The 22,809-nt window shown below is 28.6% G+C and carries 24 protein-coding genes and 4 tRNA genes; 3 read left to right on the forward strand and 25 right to left on the reverse strand.

What is annotated here, in order from left to right; translation table 11 throughout:
- Positions 1–87: 87 nt before the first annotated feature.
- Both IC175_RS16400 and IC175_RS16405 read left to right on the forward strand, forming a co-directional pair.
- Positions 88–1,146 (forward strand): DnaD domain protein, encoded by a 1,059-nt coding sequence (locus tag IC175_RS16400; protein WP_227436525.1) that lies wholly within the window; start codon positions 88–90, stop codon positions 1,144–1,146.
- Between the two features lie 8 nt (positions 1,147–1,154).
- Positions 1,155–2,147: an ATP-binding protein gene (locus IC175_RS16405; RefSeq protein ID WP_227436528.1), complete on the forward strand. Its 993-nt coding sequence runs from the start codon at positions 1,155–1,157 to the stop codon at positions 2,145–2,147.
- Positions 2,148–2,512: 365 nt separating this feature from the next.
- On the opposite strand, the gene IC175_RS16410 is transcribed toward IC175_RS16405, so the two are convergent.
- The 19 genes from IC175_RS16410 to rstA form a co-directional block, all read right to left on the reverse strand.
- Positions 2,513–2,587: transfer RNA gene (locus IC175_RS16410), tRNA-Thr, on the reverse strand.
- A 26-nt stretch (positions 2,588–2,613) separates the two neighbouring features.
- Positions 2,614–2,689 (reverse strand) — tRNA-Val (locus IC175_RS16415).
- Between the two features lie 4 nt (positions 2,690–2,693).
- Positions 2,694–2,768, reverse strand: a tRNA-Glu gene (locus tag IC175_RS16420).
- Between the two features lie 6 nt (positions 2,769–2,774).
- Positions 2,775–2,850 (reverse strand) — tRNA-Lys (locus IC175_RS16425).
- Between the two features lie 308 nt (positions 2,851–3,158).
- A complete protein-coding gene (locus IC175_RS16430; RefSeq protein ID WP_227436530.1) occupies positions 3,159–4,448 on the reverse strand; it encodes an adenylosuccinate synthase in 1,290 nt (429 codons plus the stop codon).
- Positions 4,449–4,529: 81 nt separating this feature from the next.
- Positions 4,530–4,838 carry a hypothetical protein gene (locus IC175_RS16435; RefSeq protein WP_227436532.1) on the reverse strand — a complete coding sequence of 103 codons (309 nt, stop codon included), beginning with the start codon at positions 4,836–4,838 and terminating at the stop codon, positions 4,530–4,532.
- A gap of 204 nt (positions 4,839–5,042) precedes the next feature.
- Positions 5,043–6,371, reverse strand: coding sequence for a replicative DNA helicase (dnaB, locus tag IC175_RS16440; protein WP_227483326.1), 1,329 nt, complete (start codon positions 6,369–6,371; stop codon positions 5,043–5,045).
- An 18-nt stretch (positions 6,372–6,389) separates the two neighbouring features.
- Positions 6,390–6,839, reverse strand: coding sequence for a 50S ribosomal protein L9 (gene rplI, locus IC175_RS16445; protein ID WP_054275501.1), 450 nt, complete (start codon positions 6,837–6,839; stop codon positions 6,390–6,392).
- Positions 6,840–8,834 (reverse strand): DHH family phosphoesterase, encoded by a 1,995-nt coding sequence (locus IC175_RS16450; protein WP_227436537.1) that lies wholly within the window; start codon positions 8,832–8,834, stop codon positions 6,840–6,842.
- A gap of 10 nt (positions 8,835–8,844) precedes the next feature.
- Entirely contained in the window at positions 8,845–9,801 is a 957-nt protein-coding gene (locus tag IC175_RS16455; protein ID WP_227436539.1) for a YybS family protein, read from the reverse strand.
- A gap of 7 nt (positions 9,802–9,808) precedes the next feature.
- Positions 9,809–10,129 carry a MazG-like family protein gene (locus IC175_RS16460; protein ID WP_227436541.1) on the reverse strand — a complete coding sequence of 107 codons (321 nt, stop codon included), beginning with the start codon at positions 10,127–10,129 and terminating at the stop codon, positions 9,809–9,811.
- A 141-nt stretch (positions 10,130–10,270) separates the two neighbouring features.
- Positions 10,271–10,498: a 30S ribosomal protein S18 gene (rpsR, locus tag IC175_RS16465; protein WP_021386573.1), complete on the reverse strand. Its 228-nt coding sequence runs from the start codon at positions 10,496–10,498 to the stop codon at positions 10,271–10,273.
- A gap of 18 nt (positions 10,499–10,516) precedes the next feature.
- Entirely contained in the window at positions 10,517–10,951 is a 435-nt protein-coding gene (locus IC175_RS16470; RefSeq protein ID WP_227436543.1) for a single-stranded DNA-binding protein, read from the reverse strand.
- A gap of 36 nt (positions 10,952–10,987) precedes the next feature.
- Positions 10,988–11,266 (reverse strand): 30S ribosomal protein S6, encoded by a 279-nt coding sequence (rpsF, locus tag IC175_RS16475; protein WP_227436544.1) that lies wholly within the window; start codon positions 11,264–11,266, stop codon positions 10,988–10,990.
- Positions 11,267–11,485: 219 nt separating this feature from the next.
- Positions 11,486–12,682 carry a PLP-dependent aminotransferase family protein gene (locus IC175_RS16480; protein ID WP_227851740.1) on the reverse strand — a complete coding sequence of 399 codons (1,197 nt, stop codon included), beginning with the start codon at positions 12,680–12,682 and terminating at the stop codon, positions 11,486–11,488.
- Between the two features lie 102 nt (positions 12,683–12,784).
- Positions 12,785–12,970 (reverse strand): DUF951 domain-containing protein, encoded by a 186-nt coding sequence (locus tag IC175_RS16485; protein WP_054275506.1) that lies wholly within the window; start codon positions 12,968–12,970, stop codon positions 12,785–12,787.
- A gap of 14 nt (positions 12,971–12,984) precedes the next feature.
- The gene (locus IC175_RS16490) at positions 12,985–13,248 is read right to left on the reverse strand and encodes a DUF3343 domain-containing protein (protein WP_227436548.1); all 264 of its coding nucleotides are present in this window, start codon (positions 13,246–13,248) and stop codon (positions 12,985–12,987) included.
- 78 nt (positions 13,249–13,326) lie between these two features.
- Positions 13,327–13,914: a sulfurtransferase-like selenium metabolism protein YedF gene (gene yedF / locus IC175_RS16495; RefSeq protein WP_227436550.1), complete on the reverse strand. Its 588-nt coding sequence runs from the start codon at positions 13,912–13,914 to the stop codon at positions 13,327–13,329.
- Positions 13,915–14,018: 104 nt separating this feature from the next.
- Complete coding sequence (rstA, locus tag IC175_RS16500) at positions 14,019–15,311, reverse strand: toxin production/motility transcriptional repressor RstA (RefSeq protein ID WP_227436552.1); 1,293 nt, start codon at positions 15,309–15,311, stop codon at positions 14,019–14,021.
- A 258-nt stretch (positions 15,312–15,569) separates the two neighbouring features.
- Here rstA and IC175_RS16505 point away from each other — a divergent pair, with 258 nt between their 5' ends.
- On the forward strand, positions 15,570–16,151 hold the full coding sequence (locus tag IC175_RS16505) for a GerMN domain-containing protein (RefSeq protein WP_227436554.1): 582 nt from the start codon (positions 15,570–15,572) through the stop codon (positions 16,149–16,151).
- 78 nt (positions 16,152–16,229) lie between these two features.
- On the opposite strand, the gene IC175_RS16510 is transcribed toward IC175_RS16505, so the two are convergent.
- The 6 genes from IC175_RS16510 to mnmG all read right to left on the reverse strand — a co-directional run bounded on the left by IC175_RS16510 (position 16,230) and on the right by mnmG (position 22,739).
- Entirely contained in the window at positions 16,230–17,372 is a 1,143-nt protein-coding gene (locus IC175_RS16510) for an aminotransferase class V-fold PLP-dependent enzyme (protein ID WP_227825083.1), read from the reverse strand.
- A 32-nt stretch (positions 17,373–17,404) separates the two neighbouring features.
- Entirely contained in the window at positions 17,405–18,271 is an 867-nt protein-coding gene (locus IC175_RS16515; protein ID WP_227436557.1) for a ParB/RepB/Spo0J family partition protein, read from the reverse strand.
- A gap of 1 nt (position 18,272) precedes the next feature.
- Positions 18,273–19,046, reverse strand: coding sequence for a ParA family protein (locus IC175_RS16520; RefSeq protein WP_227436560.1), 774 nt, complete (start codon positions 19,044–19,046; stop codon positions 18,273–18,275).
- A gap of 135 nt (positions 19,047–19,181) precedes the next feature.
- A complete protein-coding gene (gene noc / locus IC175_RS16525; RefSeq protein WP_227436562.1) occupies positions 19,182–19,967 on the reverse strand; it encodes a nucleoid occlusion protein in 786 nt (261 codons plus the stop codon).
- Positions 19,968–20,131: 164 nt separating this feature from the next.
- A complete protein-coding gene (gene rsmG, locus IC175_RS16530) occupies positions 20,132–20,851 on the reverse strand; it encodes a 16S rRNA (guanine(527)-N(7))-methyltransferase RsmG (RefSeq protein ID WP_227831490.1) in 720 nt (239 codons plus the stop codon).
- Positions 20,844–22,739 (reverse strand): tRNA uridine-5-carboxymethylaminomethyl(34) synthesis enzyme MnmG, encoded by a 1,896-nt coding sequence (mnmG, locus tag IC175_RS16535; RefSeq protein ID WP_227831491.1) that lies wholly within the window; start codon positions 22,737–22,739, stop codon positions 20,844–20,846. The genes rsmG and mnmG overlap by 8 nt, the downstream gene beginning before the upstream one ends.
- Positions 22,740–22,809: the final 70 nt, after the last annotated feature.

Below are 22,809 nucleotides of genomic sequence, written 5' to 3' on the forward strand. Positions count from 1 at the left end.
ATATTTACATGCTAATCTTATGACCTTTTATTTGTTTACAACCAAATGTAATACAAAAAATGATATAATTTAATCTGAGGTGATAAAATGTTTTTCAAAGAAAGCAATGAAATAGATTTAGGTGAAATCACTATTCCCAATATCTTTATAGATATATTTATGCCAATGGCGGATGGGTTATACGTAAAAGTTTATCTTTTAGGCTATAGACAGGCATGTGATATTACTTCTAATCCTAAGTTTGACAATAGCTCAATAGCCAAGAACCTAAATATACCTTTGTCTGATGTACTATCTGCTTGGAAATTCTGGGAAGAAAAAAAGATTATAAAAATACATGATAATGGAGAATATGATAATTTTAATTATTCAATAGAATTTTTAGATTTAAAAAATTTCTATATCGAAAATATATTAGGTAATAATTCATCTGTAAAATCTAATACAGATAAAGTTGTATCTACTTCTGAAAATCCAAGTATTAGAAAGATGTTCAATTCTATAAATAAAATAGTTGGTCGATATCTTGACCCAAGTGAAAAAATAAGTATTATGGATATAATGAATAAATACAACATGGGCCCTGATATGATACTTTGTGCTTATGAATATGTTAAAGATAAAACTGGTACATCTAAACCAGTTAAATACATCGAAGGCATTATTAGAAACTGGTATGATTCAAATTTATATACCCCAAAAGATGTTGAAGACAGCTTCTTGATTAGAAGTGAACGATATATTTTATATAAAACTATTTTCAATGAATTGGGATTTTCAAGACAAGCAACGAAATCAGAAAAAGAACTCATGGATGCTTGGTTTGATAAATTTGACATGGATATGGACTTAATAGTAAATGCATGTTCTAAATCTAAGAATATACCAAACCCAAGTATATCTTATATAAATGGAATAATTAAAAATTGGCACGAAAAAAATATAAAAAATTTAAATGATTTAAAGCAAAAAGAGGAAGAACGTATAGTTAAGGAGAATATTAATAAGAAGCAGATTAATACTACTCAAAACAACAATACTTACAAGAAAACTAAGTTTCATAATTTCAACGAAACATTTACTCAATATACATCTGATGAACTCGATGAAATTATTAAAAAAAGTCAAAAAGAAAAGTTTAAGTAGGTGATTAAATGAATGAAGATAAAATAAGAAAAATACTGGCTAAATATGCCAATAAAAGAGATAAAAATGAGCTACTATTGGAACATAGAAAAAATGAGGTCTATAATAGAATTCCTGAGATAAAATCTATAGATGATGATATTTCTAAAATAGGTCTTAACTTAGCTAAAACAGTTCTTTTAAATCCTAAATCTAAAGATGAAATTGTAAATGAGTCTAAGAAAACTATAGAATCTTTAAAATTGAGAAAAGAAGAACTTTTAGTTAAAAACAACATATCTCTTGATTACTTAGAAATAAAGTTTCAATGTGACTCTTGTAAAGACAAAGGATTTTTACCTAATGGTGAAAAATGTTCTTGTCTAAAACAAGAAATTGTAAATGAGGCTTATAAGATGTCTAATTTAGATAGAATTTTAAGTCAGGAAAATTTTTCGAATTTTAACTTGAATATATTTTCTCCTAAGAAGAGTCCTGATGGAGAAATATCTCCAAGAGAAAATATGTTAAATAATCTAAGTATCTGCGAAAATTTTGTTCATGACTTTAAGGTAGATAATAGTGAAAACTTATTGTTTTATGGTTCTACTGGACTAGGTAAAACATATATGTGTAACTGTATTGCAAAAGAATTGTTAGACAAAGGTAATGTTGTAATTTATCAAACATCTTTTAGAATTTTAGATATTCTTGAAGACTATAAATTTAGAAGAGACCCAAACAATCAAATAAGTGAAGAAAATTATAAAAACTTGTTTGATTGTGATTTATTAATAATAGATGACCTTGGTACTGAACTTAATAATTCTTTTACTAGTGGAGAAATTTTCAATATTGTAAACACAAGACTTGTTGCTGGTAAAAAGATTATTATATCAACCAACTTAACACCATCTCAAATAGGAAATACTTATACTCAAAGAATTCTATCTAGGATTTTAGATAAGTTTAGAATTTTAGAATTTACTGGAGATGATTTGAGATGGGAGAGATTTAAATAAAGTAGCCCTTAAAAAACATTTTTTTATTTTTAAATAGAGAGGTAAGAACATACTTGCTTCTCTGTTTAAAACTTATACTATATAATCACATTATCCATTCAGTTTTTCTAATTATATTCCTAATATACCTTTTAATATACTAATCATTTATCTAGTTTGTAATTTTATATATATTAATATCATTCTTAATATATTGCATTATTTAAATTTATTATAGTACATTTATAGACTCTGTTTCTAAATATATGATATTGTATAATATTTAAAAATTTAATTATAATTAATTTTTGACGCAATTAAAAAAAAGATACCTAAAAGTATCCTGTAACATAGAAAATTATATTAATTTACATGTATGTATTTTGTGGAGCTGGTGATAGGAATCGAACCTACAACCTGCTGATTACAAGTCAGCTGCTCTACCGTTGAGCCACACCAGCATATATAGTATTTTTCATCTAAAAACTGGTGGGACTAACAGGGCTCGAACCTGTGACCCCCTGCTTGTAAGGCAGGTGCTCTCCCAGCTGAGCTATAGTCCCATATTGGTGACTCGTAGGGGAATTGAACCCCTGTTACCGCCGTGAAAGGGCGGTGTCTTAACCTCTTGACCAACGAGCCATGATTTGGTGATCTATCCGCGACTCGAACGCGGGACACCCTGATTAAAAGTCAGGTGCTCTACCGACTGAGCTAATAGACCACATTTTTTCGACTTTTTTCGTCGTTTCTTTCACTCACAAGTTATATTATAACTGCTGTATAACTTTTAGTCAACAGTTTTTTTTATTTTTTTTAGTATATAATTAAAATAATCCTGAATCATTGATTTTCAACAAAATCATCTAAATAAGACATCTAATTCAAGGGTATAAATTCGACCTTAATTTTATTAAAATATACATAAATAATTTTAACTCAATATAAAAGAGCATCTCTAATAATTGTAAATATTATCTTGAGATACTCTTTTTTTTAATCATTTATAATTTAAATCACTTACTTAAGATACTAAGCAAATATGTTTTTTCTTATTATAGTTTGAGCTCTATTAGGCCCAACAGAAACCATATCTACACTTACTCCAATCAACTCTTCTATTTTAGCAATATATTTCTTTGCATTTTCTGGAAGGTCATCAAAATTGTCTACTTGAGTTATATCTTCATTCCATCCATCTAATTCTTCATATATAGGTTCACATTTTGCTAAATCATCTAAAGAAGCTGGGAAATCTGTTATTATTTTATCGTCCATTTTATAAGATGTACAAACTTTAATTTTGTCAAATCCAGTTAACACATCTAATAACATAAATGAAATACTAGTTAATCCATTAACTCTAGCTGCATATTTTACTATAACAGCATCAAACCACCCACATCTTCTTGGTCTACCAGTAGTTACTCCAAATTCATGCCCTTGTTCTCTTATCTTATCACCAGTTTCATTTATTTGTTCTGTAACGAATGGACCTTCTCCAACTCTTGTAGTATAAGCTTTTACTATACCAACAACATCCTTTATCATATTTGGTCCTATACCTGCACCAATAGCAAATCCCCCAGATATTGGATGAGAAGATGTAACAAATGGATAAGTTCCTAAGTCTAAGTCTAATAAAGTACCTTGTGCTCCTTCAAATAACACTTTTTTACCTGCTTTTACCGCGTCATATACAATAACTGATGTATCTGCTACATATTTTTTTATTTGTTCTGCATACCCAATATATTCATTATATATAGCTTCAAAATCAAATAATTCTTCTTTTCCATATATGTTTCTAACTAATTTGTTTTTAGCTTCTATCTGAGCCTTTAATTTTATGGCAAATTTATCTTTATCCATTAAATCACATATTCTGATTCCAGATCTCTCTGTCTTATCCATATAGCAAGGTCCAATACCTTTTTTTGTCGTACCTATCTTTAAATCGCCTCTAGCTTCTTCTGATAATGCATCTAGCTCTTTATGGTATGGGAATATAACATGAGCTCTATCGCTAATTTTTATGTTTTCTGTATTTATATTATCTGCTTTAAACATTTCTAATTCTTCTAAGAATCCTTTAGGGTCAAATACTATTCCATTTCCGATTATGTTCACTGTCTTTGGATTTAAAACTCCAGATGGAATTAAGTGTAATGCATATTTTTTACCTTCAACAACTAATGTATGACCTGCATTATTTCCACCTTGTCCTCTTACTACTACATCTGCTTGAGTAGCAAGATAATCGATAACTTTACCTTTACCTTCATCTCCCCATTGAGAACCAACAATTGCAACTGTTTTCATGTAATTCACCTCTATATTTTATATACTCTCGAACGCTTTACTTATTTATTCTATCAAATATTCGTATTTTTTTCAACTTTTTTAACGTTCTCCAATATTTAACAGATACTCTTCTATTTTTGAAAAGTCATCTATTTTTTTAATTTCTGTGCTATTTTTTATAACTTTTTCTATAAACTTGTCCACGTCTAAAAGTTTTTCTAATTTACATACATTAATTATATTTCCAAAGTTTGTATTAGTCATGTTTATATGATATTGATTGTCCACAATACTAGCATAAACAACAATTGATTCTTTTAAATTATTATCAACTATCCTAAATAAGTTTATTTCATCAAGTACTTTAATTATATTGGGATATATACATTTTAAGCTTATTTTTTCCATATTATTCCTCCTGATAATTAATACTTATACACAGATAAAGCAAGCTAAAAGCTTGCTTTATCTACTTATTCACACTTATCAACAGGCTATCTGTGGATAGTGTGGATAATTTTTTAGCTAAATTTCAAGGTTTAGACATATTTAGTGACATGTATCCACATTTTTCCTGTAGAAAGAAAGGATGTTCTGTGGATATTAGTTAAATTATAGGTCTCTCAACTTATCCCCAAATCTTTGAACCTCACCAAGCCAAACTAGTTCCACAGAACCAGTTTCACCATGTCTATTTTTTGCTATTATTATTTCTCCTATATTTTTACTCTCAGAATCAGCATGATAGTATTCATCTCTATACAAAAACATAACTATATCTGCATCCTGCTCAATTGCTCCAGATTCTCTTAAATCAGATAACATAGGTCTATGGTCTGCTCTTTGCTCTGGGGCACGTGATAACTGAGATAATGCTACTACAGGACAATTTAATTCTTTTGCTAATACTTTTAATGACCTTGATATTTTAGATATTTCTTGTTGTCTACTTTCATTATTACCTTCACCTTCCATAAGTTGAAGATAATCTATAAGCACTAAATCTAGACCTTTTTCTATCTTTAACTTTCTGCACTTTGACCTTAATTCTGATATTTTTATTCCAGGAGTATCATCTATGTGTATTTTTGCATCTGACAGTACTGCCATTGCATCTATAATCCTAGGCCAATCATTATCATTAAGTGTTCCAGTCTTTATCTTTTTCAATTCTACACTAGATTGCGAAGATAGCATACGTTGTACTAACTGTTCTTTTGACATCTCTAAACTAAACACAGCTACAGAAGCATCTCCTTTTAAAGCTGCATTTTGTACTAAATTTAAAGAAAAGGCCGTTTTACCCATTGCAGGTCTTGCCGCAACTAATATTAAATCTGTTCTTTGAAGACCATTTATTTTTTTATTTAAATCTTTAAAACCAGTAGTTATACCAGTTACATCGCTTTTATTTGTATATAATTTTTCTATCATATCATAGGCATCCATCAAAACTAAGTTTATAGATTTAAAATCGTCACTAGTTTTTTCCTGTGATATATCAAATATTCTCTTTTCAGCTTGTTCCAAAACATCTTCAATTTTCGTTGCTCCACTATATCCTAGATTTATTATTTCATTAGATGCTTTTATAAGCTTTCTAAGTACAGACTTTTCTTTTACTATATCAGCATAGTATTTTACATTTGAAGTTGTTGGCACTATTGTAGAAAGACTTGTAATATAACTGATTCCTCCAATATCATTAAGATGCCCTTGTTTTCTTAGCTCTTCTGTCAATGTTATTAAGTCTATAGGCTCACCTTTATTGCTTAAAGTTATCATACATTCATATATTATTTTGTGAGCCTCTTTATAGAAGTCATCAGGCCTTATAGTTTCTGTAACTGTTATTATAGCATCTTTGTCTAGCAGTATAGAACCTAATATTGACTGCTCTGATTCTACACTGTGAGGAGGAATTCTCGTCATGTCTTCCATCTTTATCACCTCTAGTTATTACTGTTTTTCTTTTACATCTACTCTTATTTTAGTAGTTACTTTTTGATGTATTTTTATTTCTACAAATGTTGAACCTAAAGTTCTTATTGGTTCATCTAATAAAATCTTTCTTTTGTCTACATCTATATCTTTTTGTTTCTTCAATTGCTCAGCTATCTCTTTGGCTGTTATTGAACCAAATAATCTTCCACCTTCACCTGATTTTGAATATATTTCTATATTAATTTCTTCCATTTGTTTTCCTAGTAAAACAGCTTCTTCATATTCTTTTTGAGCTTTTATTTCTTTAGATTTATTCTTTTCATTTAATTCCTTGATTGCTACACTATCTGCTTGCACAGCCATTTTCTTAGGAAATAAGAAATTTCTTGCATATCCATCACTTACTTCTTTCATTTCCCCTTTTTTACCAGTTCCTTTTACATCTTTTAATAATATAACTTTCATCTATTCTTCCTCCTCTAAATACTCCTCTATTATTTTATTTACTATCTTGTAAGCTTCTTTTAGAGAAACATTTTTTAACTGTGCACCAGCTATATCTATATGTCCCCCGCCTCCTAATTTTTCCATAAGTACATGTACATTTATTTGCCCCAAAGACCTTGCACTTATAAATATAGTATCATCTTTTTCTCCTAATACAAAGGAGGCTTCTACTTCTTTTATATTTAATAGCTCATCAGCAGTTTGAGCTATTATGACGTTTATACTATCTATTTCTGTACTTGAATATGCTAGACATATTCTATTATTAATTATCTTTGTACTTTGAATTATTTCAGCCTTTATTATAAAATCTTTTACATCAGAATTGAAAAACTTCTTGACTTCTATTGTATCTGCTCCAACTTTTCTAAGGTAAGAAGCAGCTTCAAATGTCCTCACACCTGTTTTAAATGCAAAGTTTTTAGTATCTAAGCTTATTCCTGCTAAAAGACCTTCAGCTGTAAGTTTATTGATTGTTACCTCTTCATCCATATACTGAACTAATTCTGTAACCATTTCACATGTTGAAGATACATATATTTCATGGAATAAAAGCACTGCATCATTTATAAACTCTACACCTCTTCTATGATGGTCTATTACTACTACCTTCTCTGATAACTTTAAGAGTTCTTCACATTCAGTATAATTAGGTCTATGAGTATCAACTACAACAACTAGTGTATTTTTAGTACAGTTATCAATAGCCTCCTCTTTTCCAATAAACAACTTCTTATAATAATTACTTTCATTTATTTTGTTTATAAATATCTCTATAGATTCATTTACAGATTGTAAAACTATATTTGCTGTCTTATTGCAAGATTTACATATATCATAAACCCCAACTGCGGCTCCCATAGCGTCCATGTCAGGATATTTATGACCCATTATATAAACATGATCGCTTTCTTGTATAACCTCTCTCAGAGCATGACCTATAAGTCTAGATTTTACTTTTGTTTTCTTTTCTACAGCCTTAGACTTTCCACCATAAAATACAAACTTATCTTTTGTCTTTACAACAGCTTGGTCTCCTCCTCTACCAAGTGCTAAATCAAGAGCACCTGTAGCAAGTTTTAGGTTCTCATTTAATGTATCTCCATCTATACCAATTCCTATACTTATTGTAACAGGAAGATTATTTCCATAATCAATATGTCTTATTGTATCTAAAATAGAAAACTTCTCAGCTTCCAATTTTTTTAACTCTTTTTTATGCATTACCAAGAAGAATTTATCTTTTGAAGTCCTTCTCAAAGCACCATTTGAATTTAATTCTAAAGCAGAAAGTATTTTTTCTACTTCAACATTAATTAAAGCTCTCTTATCTTCTGCTGCACTTTTTAATACTTCATCATATCCATCTACTTGTATTAACATCATTGCATCTTTTTCATCATCATAATCTTGTTTTACTTGTAAATATTCTGTCTTATCTATCCAGTATAATATCATTAAATATTTAGGATTTTTTTCTTGATCATTTTTTATAACATTATAAACTATTGTATATTCTCTATCCTTATAGTTTATTTCAGTGTACATCTCTTTATTTTCATTTAATACTTTTCTTAAATTAAGATTTTTAACTATATCTTCTATATTTTTATCAAGTAAATCTTTTTGACCAATCATATCATAAAACTTTCCATTATACCATGATATATTTCCATCAAATTCTAGAATACATAGTGGTATTGGAAGATTTATTATAGCTTTCTTAGTTGTTTCATCTATATCTAAAGATAAATTTTGAATATACTCTGTCCATTCATGACGTCTAATATTAGTTGTTCTCCAATTGTGAAAAACCATATATGCAAAAATACAGAAAAATAAACACCCTACATACAAGTTGTAATAAAGCAAAATTATACTAGAAATACCAATAATAATTATATATAAATTTATTTCTGGCATATTTAATTTAAAGGTTTGTTTATTACTCATTTCTATCCTCCTAAGTGGATTTATAACTTCTCACCTTTCTAAAGTCAATTATACTATCTACCATACCAACAAAAGATATTCCCATAAATCCAAATAAACATAAAATTATCCCTGAAAGAAACATAATTTTATTTGGCCCTTGTCTTATCCATTTCTTTAAATAATAAATACAAACTGCTATTCCTTGAATTACAAACATTAAGTTAAAAACTAGCTGTAAATTAGTCATTATTAATTCTGTATATAATTTTGAGCCAATAATTTCAATAAATAAGACTAATAAATAAAGTAAAAAAGTTGTGACTATAGCATTTCCTGGTAAATAAAAGTCAGCAAATTTAGGAAATCTTATATTCAAATTTGTAATCCTTTTGATAAAGAATACGCTTAAATAATATGTTACAAATGCTGATAATAAACCTTGTAAGAATAACATCATTGGTAGCATATTTGTAAAATAACTTACAATTTCATCTGGCTTCATTTTATCAAATACTTTAAGCTCAGTTGCAGAAAAACTATTTTTTTGAATATTTACAATTTCTGTTATCATTTTAGAAACTTCATCTAATAAATTTACATTTAAAAATGTCTTCAATACAAAGAAATACACAACCATTGCAAGCACAAATATTATTGTTCCTCCATATATTGGTTCAAATTTATTACTATCTTCTTGCTCAAAACTTCTCTTTAGCATCTTTCCTATTGCTATGCCTGGCAAAGAATACATTATACATATATTTAATGCATACGAAATGTCTGCAAATAAAACTAGCACACAAAATGTAATCAAAATAGATAAAAAAGAATACTTTTTATCAGTGATGGCACCTATAATTACATATGGGACAGCTGCTAATATGCTAAACATTCCTAGCATTGGAATATAGGCTATTACTAAAGCAATTATTATAGCTAAAACTATTATAGACATGGCTTTAGATAGTCTAATTTTATTATTCAATTTAATATCACTCCCTATTATCCATATGTTTTTTTAAGTTAGATAAATCTCCATACCATCTTTCAACACTATGGTCTTCCTCTATACCAATTTTTATTTTTTCCTTGACTTTATAATCTACGTCTCTAAAACTAATTCCTAATCTCTTTGCTAAGAGATATGTTATCATTATTATATTTGCTAGAGTATCTTGAATTGCCTCATCTAAAGGTTTTACCCCTTTAAATAATAAGTTAAACAAATCACTTACACTCATTAATATTTCTGTTTTCATCCACTCTATTATCTTTATGTTTCTTGTTATCTCAGAACCTTTATCTATTTTCACGTTTGCAACCCTCCTTAATATATAATATTATATCATAAATAATAATATATTTAAGTATATAAACAAAAAAACGAGCGTTATAGCTCGTCTCATTTACTTATATAAATATCTATAATAAAAAATGAGCACAAGGCTCATTTTTTAATCTAATGTATATGGTAAAAGTGCTATATTTCTTGATCTTTTTATAGCAACTGTTAATTCTCTTTGATGCTTAGCACAAGTTCCAGATATTCTTCTTGGTAATATCTTTCCTCTTTCAGTTATATACTTTTGTAATCTCTGAGTACTTTTGTAATCTATTTTAGCGTTTTTGTCAGCACAAAATTGACAAACTCTTTTTTTCTTACGTCTTTTTTTATTCATCATGACTTTTTTCCCTCCTTTTTAAAATGGTATATCGTCATCATCTATAGCTTGGAAACCTTGTGGGTCTAACCCTTGAGGTTCAAAGCTTGGCTCAAAAGCTGGAGCACTCTCTTTATATGAATTTTCCGATTTATTCTTGCTATCTAAAGCTTGTACCGATCTAGTACTTACTTTTGTAAAAGTTCTTTTTTCGCCTGATTGTGTCTGATAATTGTCTACTCTTATCGATCCTTGAAGTGCAACTAATCTACCTTTAGTTATGTAGTTGGCACAAAATTCAGCGGATTTACCCATTACTTCAACAGGTATAAAATCAGTTTCTTTAGATCCATCTTTTTTTACATAGTCTCTATCAATGGCTATTGTAAATGATGCCACTGGTGTTCCTGTACCTGGGATGTATCTTAATTCAGGGTCTTTAGTTAACCTTCCCACTAATACAACTTGATTCATAAAAACACCACCTATTTTTTATAATAAAACTAGTTGTTAAGCAACAACTATCATGTGTCTTATTACGTTTTCATTTATCTTTAAGTTTCTGTCTATTTCTTTAGGAACGTCTACTGCTGATTTGAAGTTAACTAACACATAGAAACCTTCTGTAAACTTAGCTATTGGATAAGCTAATTTTTTAGTTCCCCAAGTATCAACTTTAACTATTTCTCCTTCAGTTGCAACAACTTCCTTAACTTTGTTTAGTACAGCTTCTCTTGTTTCTTCATCAGAGTTTGGCTTTACTACATAAACTAATTCATAATTTCTCACTATAATTCACCTCCCTTTGGACTTAACGGCTCTACACTCTTAGAGCAGAGAAATGAGACTAAAATCTCATACCTACACATTTTATCATTTTTTCTTATTTATGTCAATTTAAATTTTGGACAAATTTTAATATTTAATATAAGGTGAAATATATTTTTTAAATTAACAAGGGATGGCTATTGCCATCCCTTATAATATATCTTAAGTTATTATTTTTAATTAAGCTTCAACACCCATAGCTTCTTTTAAAACTGATGCTATGTTTTTGATACCTTCTATTATTTTTTCTTCTGGCATATTTGAATAGTTAAGTCTGAAAGTATTTTCTCTACCACCATTAGGGAAGAATCCTCCTCCAGCAACATAAGCAACATTCTTTTCTAAGCATTTTGGCATTAATTCTTTAGCATTTAAATTACTTGGAAGCTCTACCCATGTAAATAATCCACCTTCTGGATGAGTAAATACTAATCCTTCTGGGAATTCTTCTTCCATAGTCTTAAGCATAACATCTCTACGTTTGATATAAACAGCTTTTATTTTATCAACGTGTTCATCTAAGTCATACATATCCATAAATTTACTTACTTCCATTTGAGATATAGTTGATGCTTGTAAGTCTGCACCTTGTTTTGCAAAGTTAAATTTAGATAGTATTTCTGGAGAAGCACAAGTCCATCCTAATCTGTATCCTGGGCAGAATATTTTAGAGAAAGTTCCTAAGAATATTACTAATCCTTTTGTATCCATTGATTTTAAAGATGGTAAAGATTCTCCCTCAAATCTTAAATCTCCATATGGATTATCTTCTATTACTGGTATTTCATATTTATTTACTATTTCCATGAATTTTTTACGTCTTTCAAGTGGCCAAGTTCTTCCTGTTGGATTTTGGAAATCAGGTATTACATAAATCATTTTTATTCTATCAGTTGTTTCTAGTATTTTTTCTAGTTCTTCCATTATCATTCCATTAGAATCTGTTGGAACATCTATGAATTTAGGTTGGTAAGATTTAAATGCATTTATAGCTCCTATGTAAGATGGGCTTTCACATAAAATTACATCACCTTCATCAATAAATACTTTTCCTGCAAAATCTAGACCTTGTTGAGAACCACTTGTAACTAATATATCATCTTTATTTACATTAGTTTTGTTTTTGTCATTCATTCTAGCTGCTATTTTTTCTCTTAATGGTTCATATCCTTCTGTTGTAGTATATTGCATAGCTGATCTTCCATTTTCTTCAAGCACTGCAACTGATACTTTTTTCATTTCTTCAACTGGAAATAATTCTGGAGCAGGCATTCCACCCGCAAAAGATATTATTTGTGGTTGTTGAGTAAGTTTTAAAAGCTCACGTATTTCAGATCCTTGTAAACCTTCCATTCTTTTTGCATATTTAACTGCCATAATTAAAGCACCCCCATGAAAATGTTTTCTTCAATTTCTATTATACCAAAAATTTGGATATTAATATACGGTATTTGACATTTTTTAAATGTTAAATTTATATCATTTTTTTATTAGCTTTTTTACTCTCTTTTCTAATGTCTCTCTATCAAGCATTATTAGCCTTGAACATTTCGTACATTTTATCTTTATATCCATTCCAGTTCTTACGATTTCAAACTCTTTACATCCACATGCATGTTGTTTTTTCAATTCAACAATATCCCCTATTTTTAAATCCATTGGCATAAATAATTAGCCTCCTAATCTAACTTCTTTGCTTCCCTTGAGCCATCCTCTAATTTACTTATACAGTAAATTCCCTTTATATCTACATTATTTTCAACTAAAATTGTCTTTATTTTTTTCATATCTTCAAAAGAAAATTTAATTGATATTCCACAGCTTGCTGTTATTTCTCTTGGTGTTGGAAGAGCCATTACTTTTAAACCATTTTCACCAAATAGCTTTTCTGACCTTATTGCATGATGTGTAGAATTAAATGATACTATATACATTTGATTCATTGCTTAATCCTTTCTGACTATCTACTTTTCTTTAGTTTAATATTTCCTATTAACTTTATATTGTTAAACAAACATACATTATATAGAAATAGTATTTGATGCATTTTTTAATGTTTCAACTATAGTGTACATATTTGTAACTGAACCAACTTGTAATTTTTCTTTTAAATTATAGTAATCTAAACAAGTTCCACAAGATAAAATTTCTACCCCTGCATCTTCAAGTATTTTAAGATTTTCTATAGTTGCTTCATTTTCAGCACTTAATTTTACTCCTCCATTAACTAAAAGTATATGTTTAGGATATGGCTTTGATTCTGTTAAAGTATATATAAAACCTTTTATTAATACTTGTCCTAATTCATCATTTCCCAATCCCATCTTATCTGAAGATATAAATACACATGTATCTTCTAGTTCGCTTTCTTCTTTTTGAACTACAACATTATTACCTTTTTTAATTTCTATAGAAATTAAGTTTTCTTTTTCATCAACAATCCTTGCTTCACAATTTAAAGATTTAGCAAGCTTTAATATATTTTCTTTTGCTGTTTCATTGTCAACTGTTGTAACTACAATGCCTTCTTCTATATTATCTAATTCTTTTTTTGTATTTATAACTGGTTTAGGACAAGCAAGCCCTCTAGCATCTATTTTTATACTCATTGTTTGATTCATCTCCTTAAAATTATTCATACAATTTATATTTTATCATAGATATTATCTTGCTTGTTATAGATTGTTTCTATACTATTATAGGTTTATTATACTTACATTATCTCTAAATTTTTATACATAAATACTCCCTTTTGGTAGTACTCTAATTCTTTCTCTTTTGATATGCTTGAATATAATTGACCTAAGTCTATGTACAAGTTTGCTAATATCTTATTATTACCTAAGTCTGATACTATTTTTATACATTTAATTAAATACTCAATAGCAAGAGTAATTTCATTTTGATTCTTATACATATTAGAATAGAATTTTAATGCCTTATACTCATTAAACTTATTTTTATTTTTTATTGATGATGCTAAAGCTATTTTACAATATTTTCTAGCTAAATCATAATCTTCTTTATCTATGTACGCTTCTATTATCTTGAATAAACCTGACATCATATATTCGTCTTCATCATTTTTCTTTATGTTGTACACTTTTTGAGAATATTCAAGAACTCTATCTGTCTCACCTATTTTTCTATAAACATCACAAATTGTTAAGTATACATTTGCTATTCCAGTTTTATTATCTTCATTTTCAAGTATTTTTAGTGCTTTTTTAAAATACTCTTTTGATTCCTCATATTTTCCAATCTCAAGCATGTTGTTTGCTTTTAACACCAAAATATCGACATCTTCTTTTCTATCATTTTTATTATCTATTTCATTTATTTTATCTATGTACTTTAATGACATATTTGGATTATCTAATTTTATATAACAATATGCCATCTTACTATATAATTCCTTATATACGTTAATATCCTCAAACTTATTCTCTGACAAAATTTCCTCTGCAAAATTAAAGTGACTTATCGCACCTTTATAAAAGTCTTCTTGCATATATATCTTTCCTATGTTTAAATAGCACTTTAGTATGTTTTCACTATCATTGTTTTTTATAAAGAAAAATAAAGCCTTTTCAAAGTTTTCTATAGCATTATTGTAATTAGATTTTTTTAAGTTAATGTTAGCCATAAGAAAATTGCATCTGCCATAGTTCTCCATTAAATCGTATCTCTTACATATATCTAAAACTTCTTTTATTTGGTCCTCAGCCTTGTTTAACTCATTCTCTTTTATATAAATTTCACTTTGCAGTATTAAATTATCTGTTATCTTTTTTGACTGCATTTCTTTTGTTTCTAATAAATATTCCACGCTTACATCTAACTTATCACCTAGATATTCCAACAGTTCATAACTAGTATGAGATTTATCTCTCTCTATATGGCTTATTTGTGCTGCTGTTATTCTATCTCCAGCTAACTCTTTTAATGTCATATTTTTTTCTTTTCTTAATTTCTTAATCTTTTCTCCTAAGCTCAAAATTTCCATACTATTCCCACCTTTTGAAGACATTTTTTTATAATATAATTATAACTTATATTTATTTTAAAAACACTACTTTTATTTTACAATATTTTCTCTATACATTAAATGATTTCCCATAAAAATGACTAATATTTAGTTTATTTTGTATTTAATTAACTTAAATAAATCATTTTTTAAATTTGTTACTATTTTGTATTCATATATTCAGTCATAACGATTATAATTATATATAAGAATAGTATCTTGAGAGGAGTAATTTTTATGAAAAACAAGAAAATAATGTTAGTGTTAAGTATATTATCTATATCTATATTGGCAGTTGGATGTAGCAATGCTCAAAATGAAGCAACTAAAAAAGAAACTAAAAATAATACAAATGTTGAGCAACCAAAGGAAGAAAACAATAAAGAAAATAATGATGAAAAAGAAGTTCCTAATAAAAAGTCTACATCAGCTCCAAAGGAAGAAAAAAAGACGGAGTCTGCTGTTATTTATTCTTTTGATGTAGACAAAACAGATTTAATTGAGAATAAGGTTGATTTAGAAAAAATTGATGAAAACACTTTATTTGCTGAACTACAAAAGCTTAAAGTAATTCCAGAATCTGCAAAACTAAATTCATTTACTACAAAAGATATTGATGGTGTAAAAACTGGTATATTAGATGTTAACTCTGATTTTACAAAATCAAACTTAGGTAGTGATGCAGAAACTTTAATGCTTGATTCAGTTGCACGTACTTACATAAAAAACATGAATGTTGAACAAATAAAGCTTACTGTTGATGGCGCTAACTATGAAAGTGGTCATATAGTTCTTGAAGATGGAGATTATTTAAAGTAAGTTTTTAAATTATATTAAGCTACAAAAATAGTGTCAACTATCTATAAAGTTGACACTATTTTTATGTTGTAATTTATACTATTTATTTTTTGAAATTTTCTTCAAGGCATCTATTGCTTTATCTATCTCATCTTTCGTATTAAAATATCCTATACTGAATCTTACCGCACCTTGTTTTAACGTACCTAAAGTAGTATGAGCTAATGGAGAACAATGTATTCCTGATCTAGTTGCTATATTATATTCACTATCTAATAAGAAAGTAACCTCTCCAGAATCCATGTTTCCTATATTTATAGCTATTACTGAGGCTCTTTTTTTACTGTCTTTTGGTCCATATATCTTTATATCTGATACTTCTTCTAACTTATTTAGCATATATTGACATAATTCTTCTTCATGTTGTCTTATATTGTTGATTCCTCTTTCAAATATAAATAATACACCTTGGTTAAGCCCTGCTATACCTGGAGTATTATGAGTTCCTGACTCGTATTTATCTGGGAACAGTTCTGGTTGAACCATTTCTTCTGATTTACTACCTGTTCCACCCTCTTTTAATATATTCAAATTTAGGCCTTCTCTTACATATAAGATACCTGTTCCTTGAGGTCCAAATAAGCATTTATGACCTGGCATAGCCAACATATCTATATTACATTTCTTCACATCTATATCATAAACACCTGCTGTTTGTGATGCATCTACCAAGAATATTATATTATGTTTCTTAGCTATTTCTCCAACTTTTTTTATATCTATTAATGTTCCACATACATTAGATGCATGTGTAGTTACAATCAGCTTAGTGTTATCCTTTATTGATTTTTCTAACTCTTCATAATCTAAAAAACCTTCATCATCACATTTTACTACAGTATTTTCAACCCCTTTTTTCTCAAGAGCTTTTATAGGTCTTATTACTGAATTATGTTCCATAGATGTTGTTATTACATGATCTCCTTTTTGTAATACACCTTTTATTGCTAAATTCAAAGAGTCTGTTGCATTAGACGTAAATACTATATTCATAGGATTACTTACATTAAATAACTTAGCTATATTTTCTCTTGTATCATAAATTTCTCTAGCAGCTCGCATAGCAAGCTTATGCCCTGCTCTTCCTGGATTTGCACAATAGTTTTTCATACAATCTAAAACAGCATCATAAACTCTTTCTGGTTTTGGATATGTAGTTGCAGCATTGTCTAGATAAATCATATTCATCGTCCTCTCTATTTTATATTTGTGTGTTATTCAAGAAGCATTGATACAATACTGTTTAAATCATCATCATTATAGTATTCTATCTCTATTTTACCTTTTTTCTTACCTTTGGAAATATTTACTTTAGTTCCAAAAATATTTCTAAGTTTATCTTCTACATCTAAAATAAATACATCTTTAGGCTTAGACTTCTTTGGCATATCTTCTTCTTTATTTTCAGATATTTTTTTTGCAATGTTTTCAACTTCTCTTACAGAAAGTTCTTCCTCTTCTATCTTTTTTGCAATTTGTAGTTGTAATTTTTTATCTACAATTCTTAATAGAGCCTTTCCATGACCTGCTGTGATTTTACCACTATCTATCATGTCTATAACATCTTGTCCTAGATTTAAAAGTCTCAAAGTGTTAGTTATATGAGGTCTACTTTTACCGACAGCTTCTGATATTTCTTCTTGAGTTACATTATAATGCTCAATTAAACTTTTATATGCTAGTGCTTCTTCTATTGAATTTAAATCTTCTCTCTGTAAGTTTTCAATTAAAGCTATCTCCATTATGTCTTTCATCTCTATATCTTTAATTATAGCAGGTATTTGACTTTTATTTGCAAGTTTTGATGCTCTAAATCTTCTTTCACCAGCTATTATCATGTACTTATTGTTTTCATCTCTTTTAACTACTATTGGTTGTAGTACACCATAATTTTTTATAGACTCAGATAATACTTTTATTTTTTCTTCATCAAATTGCTTTCTTGGCTGAACTTCGTTTGGATATATTTTGTCTATATCTATATTAACTATTTCTTTATCTGAAGTTTCTCCTTTAATTTCTGGTATCAATGCACTAAGACCTCGACCCAATCTATTACTTCTTTTAGACTTATTCTCCATACTACCACTCCTCCTCTTCTAAATCTATAAATTCTTCTGCTAGTTCCAAATAAGCTACAGACCCCCTACATCTTTTATCATAATAAATTGCTGGTTTACCATGACTAGGAGCTTCTGCAAGTCTTACATTTCTTGGAATTAGAGTAGTGTATACACTACCTTTAAAGTACTTTTTAACTTCTTCAACAACTTGTATTGATAGATTGGCTCTTCCATCAAACATACTCAAAACAACACCTTGAATTTCTATATCTGTATTTAATCTTGATTTTACTAATTTTATAGTCTCCATTAATTGACTTACACCTTCTAAGGCATAATATTCACATTGTATAGGAATTAAAACACTATCTACAGCCGTTAGACAATTTATTGTAAGCATTCCAAGTGAAGGTGGGCAATCCAAAAATATATAGTCGTATTCATCCTTTACTACTTTTATGGAATTTTTTAAAATATACTCTCTATTATTTATAGATGCAAGCTCTATCTCTGCACCTGCTAGTTCCGTAGCTGATGGAACTACATCTACATTTTCAAACTCTGTTTTTATTATTGCTTCTTTAATATGCAAACCATCTAACATAATCTCATAGATTGTATTTTCTACTTCATTTTTATCAATACCATATCCACTAGTTGTATTTCCTTGAGGGTCCAAATCTAATACTAATATCTTTTTTCCTAAGGTTCCTAAACTGGCACTTAAATTTACATTTGTTGTAGTTTTTCCGACTCCGCCCTTTTGATTAAATATAGCTATAACTTTGCCCATGATGTTCCCCCCTTTAAGAATCAAATTAATTTTAAATATTGACTAGTTGCTTTTATAATTATAAATAATGTCTATAAATCAATTTATATTACAAGGCTTGTTTTAAAAAAAAAGATTACTGGTAAGCAGTAATCTTTATTTTTTAGGGATTTTTACAACAACTTCCATATAATCTCCCTTATCTATTTCATTATACTTAGCATCAATTCCTGTATTTGATATAGCATCAAAGGCTTGCTTTATAGTATTTATGTAAATTCTTATACTCATAGCACCCTTTATATTCTGTTTTTTATCAGGCTCTTCTTGAATTTCAATTTCTTCTAGTATATCTTGTATCAGTTTTTCTGTTTTTTTAACAGTCAATTCATTCTTTATGACCTTTTCTAGTACACTTTTCATTAAATCTTCACTTGGTAATTTAAGGAATGCCCTAGCATGTCTTTCTGTTAAATTATTCTCTATTAGCTTCATTTTTATATCGTTTGGAAGCTTTAATATTCTAAGCTTGTTTGCTACAGTAGATTGATTTTTACCTAATTTTTCTGCTAATTGCTGTTGAGTAAAAGCATGCTCTTTTATTAAGTTTTCATAGCCAATTGCTTCTTCAATAAAATTTAAGTCTTCTCGTTGCAAATTTTCTAATAACGCTAGAACAGCAGAAGATTCATCGTTCATATTATTTATAATTGCTGGTACAGTTTTAAGCTCTGCTAACTTAGCTGCTCTTAATCTTCTTTCTCCAGCAATTAGTTCATATTTACCATCTTTTGCTCTAACTGTTATAGGTTGAATTATACCATATACCTTTATAGAATTGCTCAATTCCTCCAATGAAACTTGTGAAAATATTTTTCTTGGTTGGTATGGATTTGGAACTATATCTTCTATAGGTATCTCCATAACTCTTTTATCTTCCATAACATACCTCTCTTATTTTAGATATAAATATTTTTGTTCTCTATATGTACATACAATTTTATTTCTGCATCTACTTTAATAATTCCTTTATTTTTGTTTGTTTTGAGGCAACCTTAATTATTTCCTGAGAAATGATTAAGGTTGCCTACTAATTAATATCTTGATTATTTAATAGGATTTTTAGCTGGCTTACCAGCTTTTCTAGGGTATTTAACTGGTGTTTCATGTATCTTTTTAAAAACTAATATATTATGATTTAAATCTATTTCTGGTAATTCTACATCTATTTTTTCAACAAACTCTAATCCTAAAATATCTATAGCCTTTTTTGATTCCTCTAATTCTAGATTAGCATTTGGACCTTTTAAACAAATAAAATATCCTCCTACTTTTACAAATGGTACACAAAATTCCATAAGAATTGGTAATCCAGCTACAGCTCTTGCTGTAGCAATATCATACTTTTCCCTGTACTTTTCATCTTTTCCAAAATCTTCAGCTCTTCCATGTATAAATTTAATACCCTCTAGTTCTAATGCTCTAGCAACTTCTTCTAGAAAGCTTATTCTTTTATTTAAAGAGTCCAATAAGGTTAACTCTAACTCCTCTAAACATATTTTTAGTGGTATACCTGGAAAACCAGCACCTGTACCAACATCTATTATGGACATACCATTTTTTATATATCCATTTTTTACAGCTGAAATAGAGTCTAAAAAGTGTTTTATATATACTTCTTTTTCATCCTCTATTCCTGTAAGGTTCATTTTTTGATTCCAATCAACTAGTATATCTCTATAAGTTTTAAATTTTTGTAACATATCATCATTTGTATCTATATTAAAATTTTTAATTCCATTTTCTAGAAGTTCTATATTATTCACTTTTTCCACCTCTAGTTCTTCTAACTTGTTCTAGGTGTATAAGTAACACTGATATATCAGCTGGAGAAACACCTGATATACGAGATGCTTGACCTATTGAAATAGGTTTTATGTCATCTAGTTTTTGTCTTGCTTCTAATCTAAGTCCTTCTATTGATGAATAATTTATTTTTTCATCTAATTTTTTATTCTCAAGCTTTTTAAATTGGTCTATCTGTTTTAATTGCTTGTCTATATAACCTTCATACTTAGTCATTATTACGCATTGTTCTTTAACTTCTCTTGAAACATCTTCACCAGCATCTTTTCCTATTTCTTCAAGCAATTCATAGGATACTTCTGGTCTTTTTAAAAACTCATACAGTGATATTCCAACTTTTATTGGCGTTGCACCTTTTTCTTCTAGTAAATTATTTACTTCCTTTGGTGTAACCCTTTCGCTCTTTAATCTTTCAAATTCTTTTTCAACAGCATCCTTTTTATTTATGAATCTTTCATATCTATCTTTTTTAACTAAGCCTAATTCATAACCCTTTTGAGTTAATCTCATATCCGCATTATCTTGTCTTAAATACAATCTATATTCTGCTCTTGATGTCATCATTCTATAAGGTTCATTAGTTCCTTTAGTAACAAGGTCATCTAATAATACACCTATATATGCTTCTGAACGATCTAATACAAAAGGTTCTTTTCCTTCTATCTTTCTAACAGCATTTATACCCGCCATAAGCCCTTGAGCTGCTGCTTCTTCATATCCAGAAGTTCCATTAAATTGCCCTGCACTAAATAAGTTTTCAACACCTTTTATTTCTAAACTTATTTTTAATTGTGTTGGGTCAACACAATCATATTCTATAGCATATGCAGGTCTCATTATCTTACAGTTTTCAAGCCCCTTTATAGTTTTATACATATCTAGTTGAACTTCAAAAGGTAAACTAGTTGATATCCCTTGAATATACATTTCTTTAGTATTCAAACCCTCTGGCTCTATAAACAATTGATGTGAAGTTTTATCACTAAATCTTACTACTTTATCTTCTATAGAAGGACAATATCTTGGCCCAGTACTTTCTATAACTCCACTATACATGGCAGACCTTTTTAAATTATCTAGTATAACTCTTTGAGTATCTTCAGTGGTTCTTGTTAAATAACAAGGTTCTTGCTCTTTCTCTATGTTTTCATTCATAAATGAGAAAGGAGTTACTTTTTCGTCACCTTCTTGTAGAGACATTACAGAGAAATCTATACTATCTCTATGGACTCTTGCTGGTGTTCCTGTTTTAAATCTTCTCATTCTAAGACCTAATTCAACTAAACTATCTGTAAGGTATTTTGCATATCCTAGTGCATTAGGACCTTCGTAAAATGCCACCTCACCCATATATATTTTTGAATTTAAATAAACTCCAGTAGCTAATATTACAGCTTTAGATTTAAATGAACATCCTAGCTTAGTTCCAACACCTATTACAACATTTCCTTCATGTAATATTTCTACAACTTCATCCATAGCTATATCGAGGTTTGGCTCATTTTCTAATGTTTTTTTCATTTCTTCATGGTATTTAAATTTATCTGCTTGGGCTCTCAAGGAATGAACTGCTGGTCCTTTAGCAGTATTTAACATTCTACTTTGTATATATGTCTTGTCTATATTTAGTCCCATTTGACCACCTAAAGCATCTATCTCTTTTACTAATTGACCTTTACCCGTTCCACCAATTGATGGATTGCAAGGCATTAATGCAATAGAATCTAAAGACATTGTTATTATCAAAGTTTTATATCCCATTCTTGCAGTAGCTAAAGCAGCTTCACATCCTGCGTGACCTGCCCCAACTACTATAACATCATATTTTCCTGCTTCAAACTTTATCATTTATAATTCCTTTCTTTTTAATATTAATGTTTCATGAGAAACACTATAAAATATCTATAATTTCTACAAT

It is taken from the genome of Clostridioides sp. ES-S-0123-01, assembly GCF_020658415.1.
Taxonomy (GTDB): domain Bacteria; phylum Bacillota; class Clostridia; order Peptostreptococcales; family Peptostreptococcaceae; genus Clostridioides.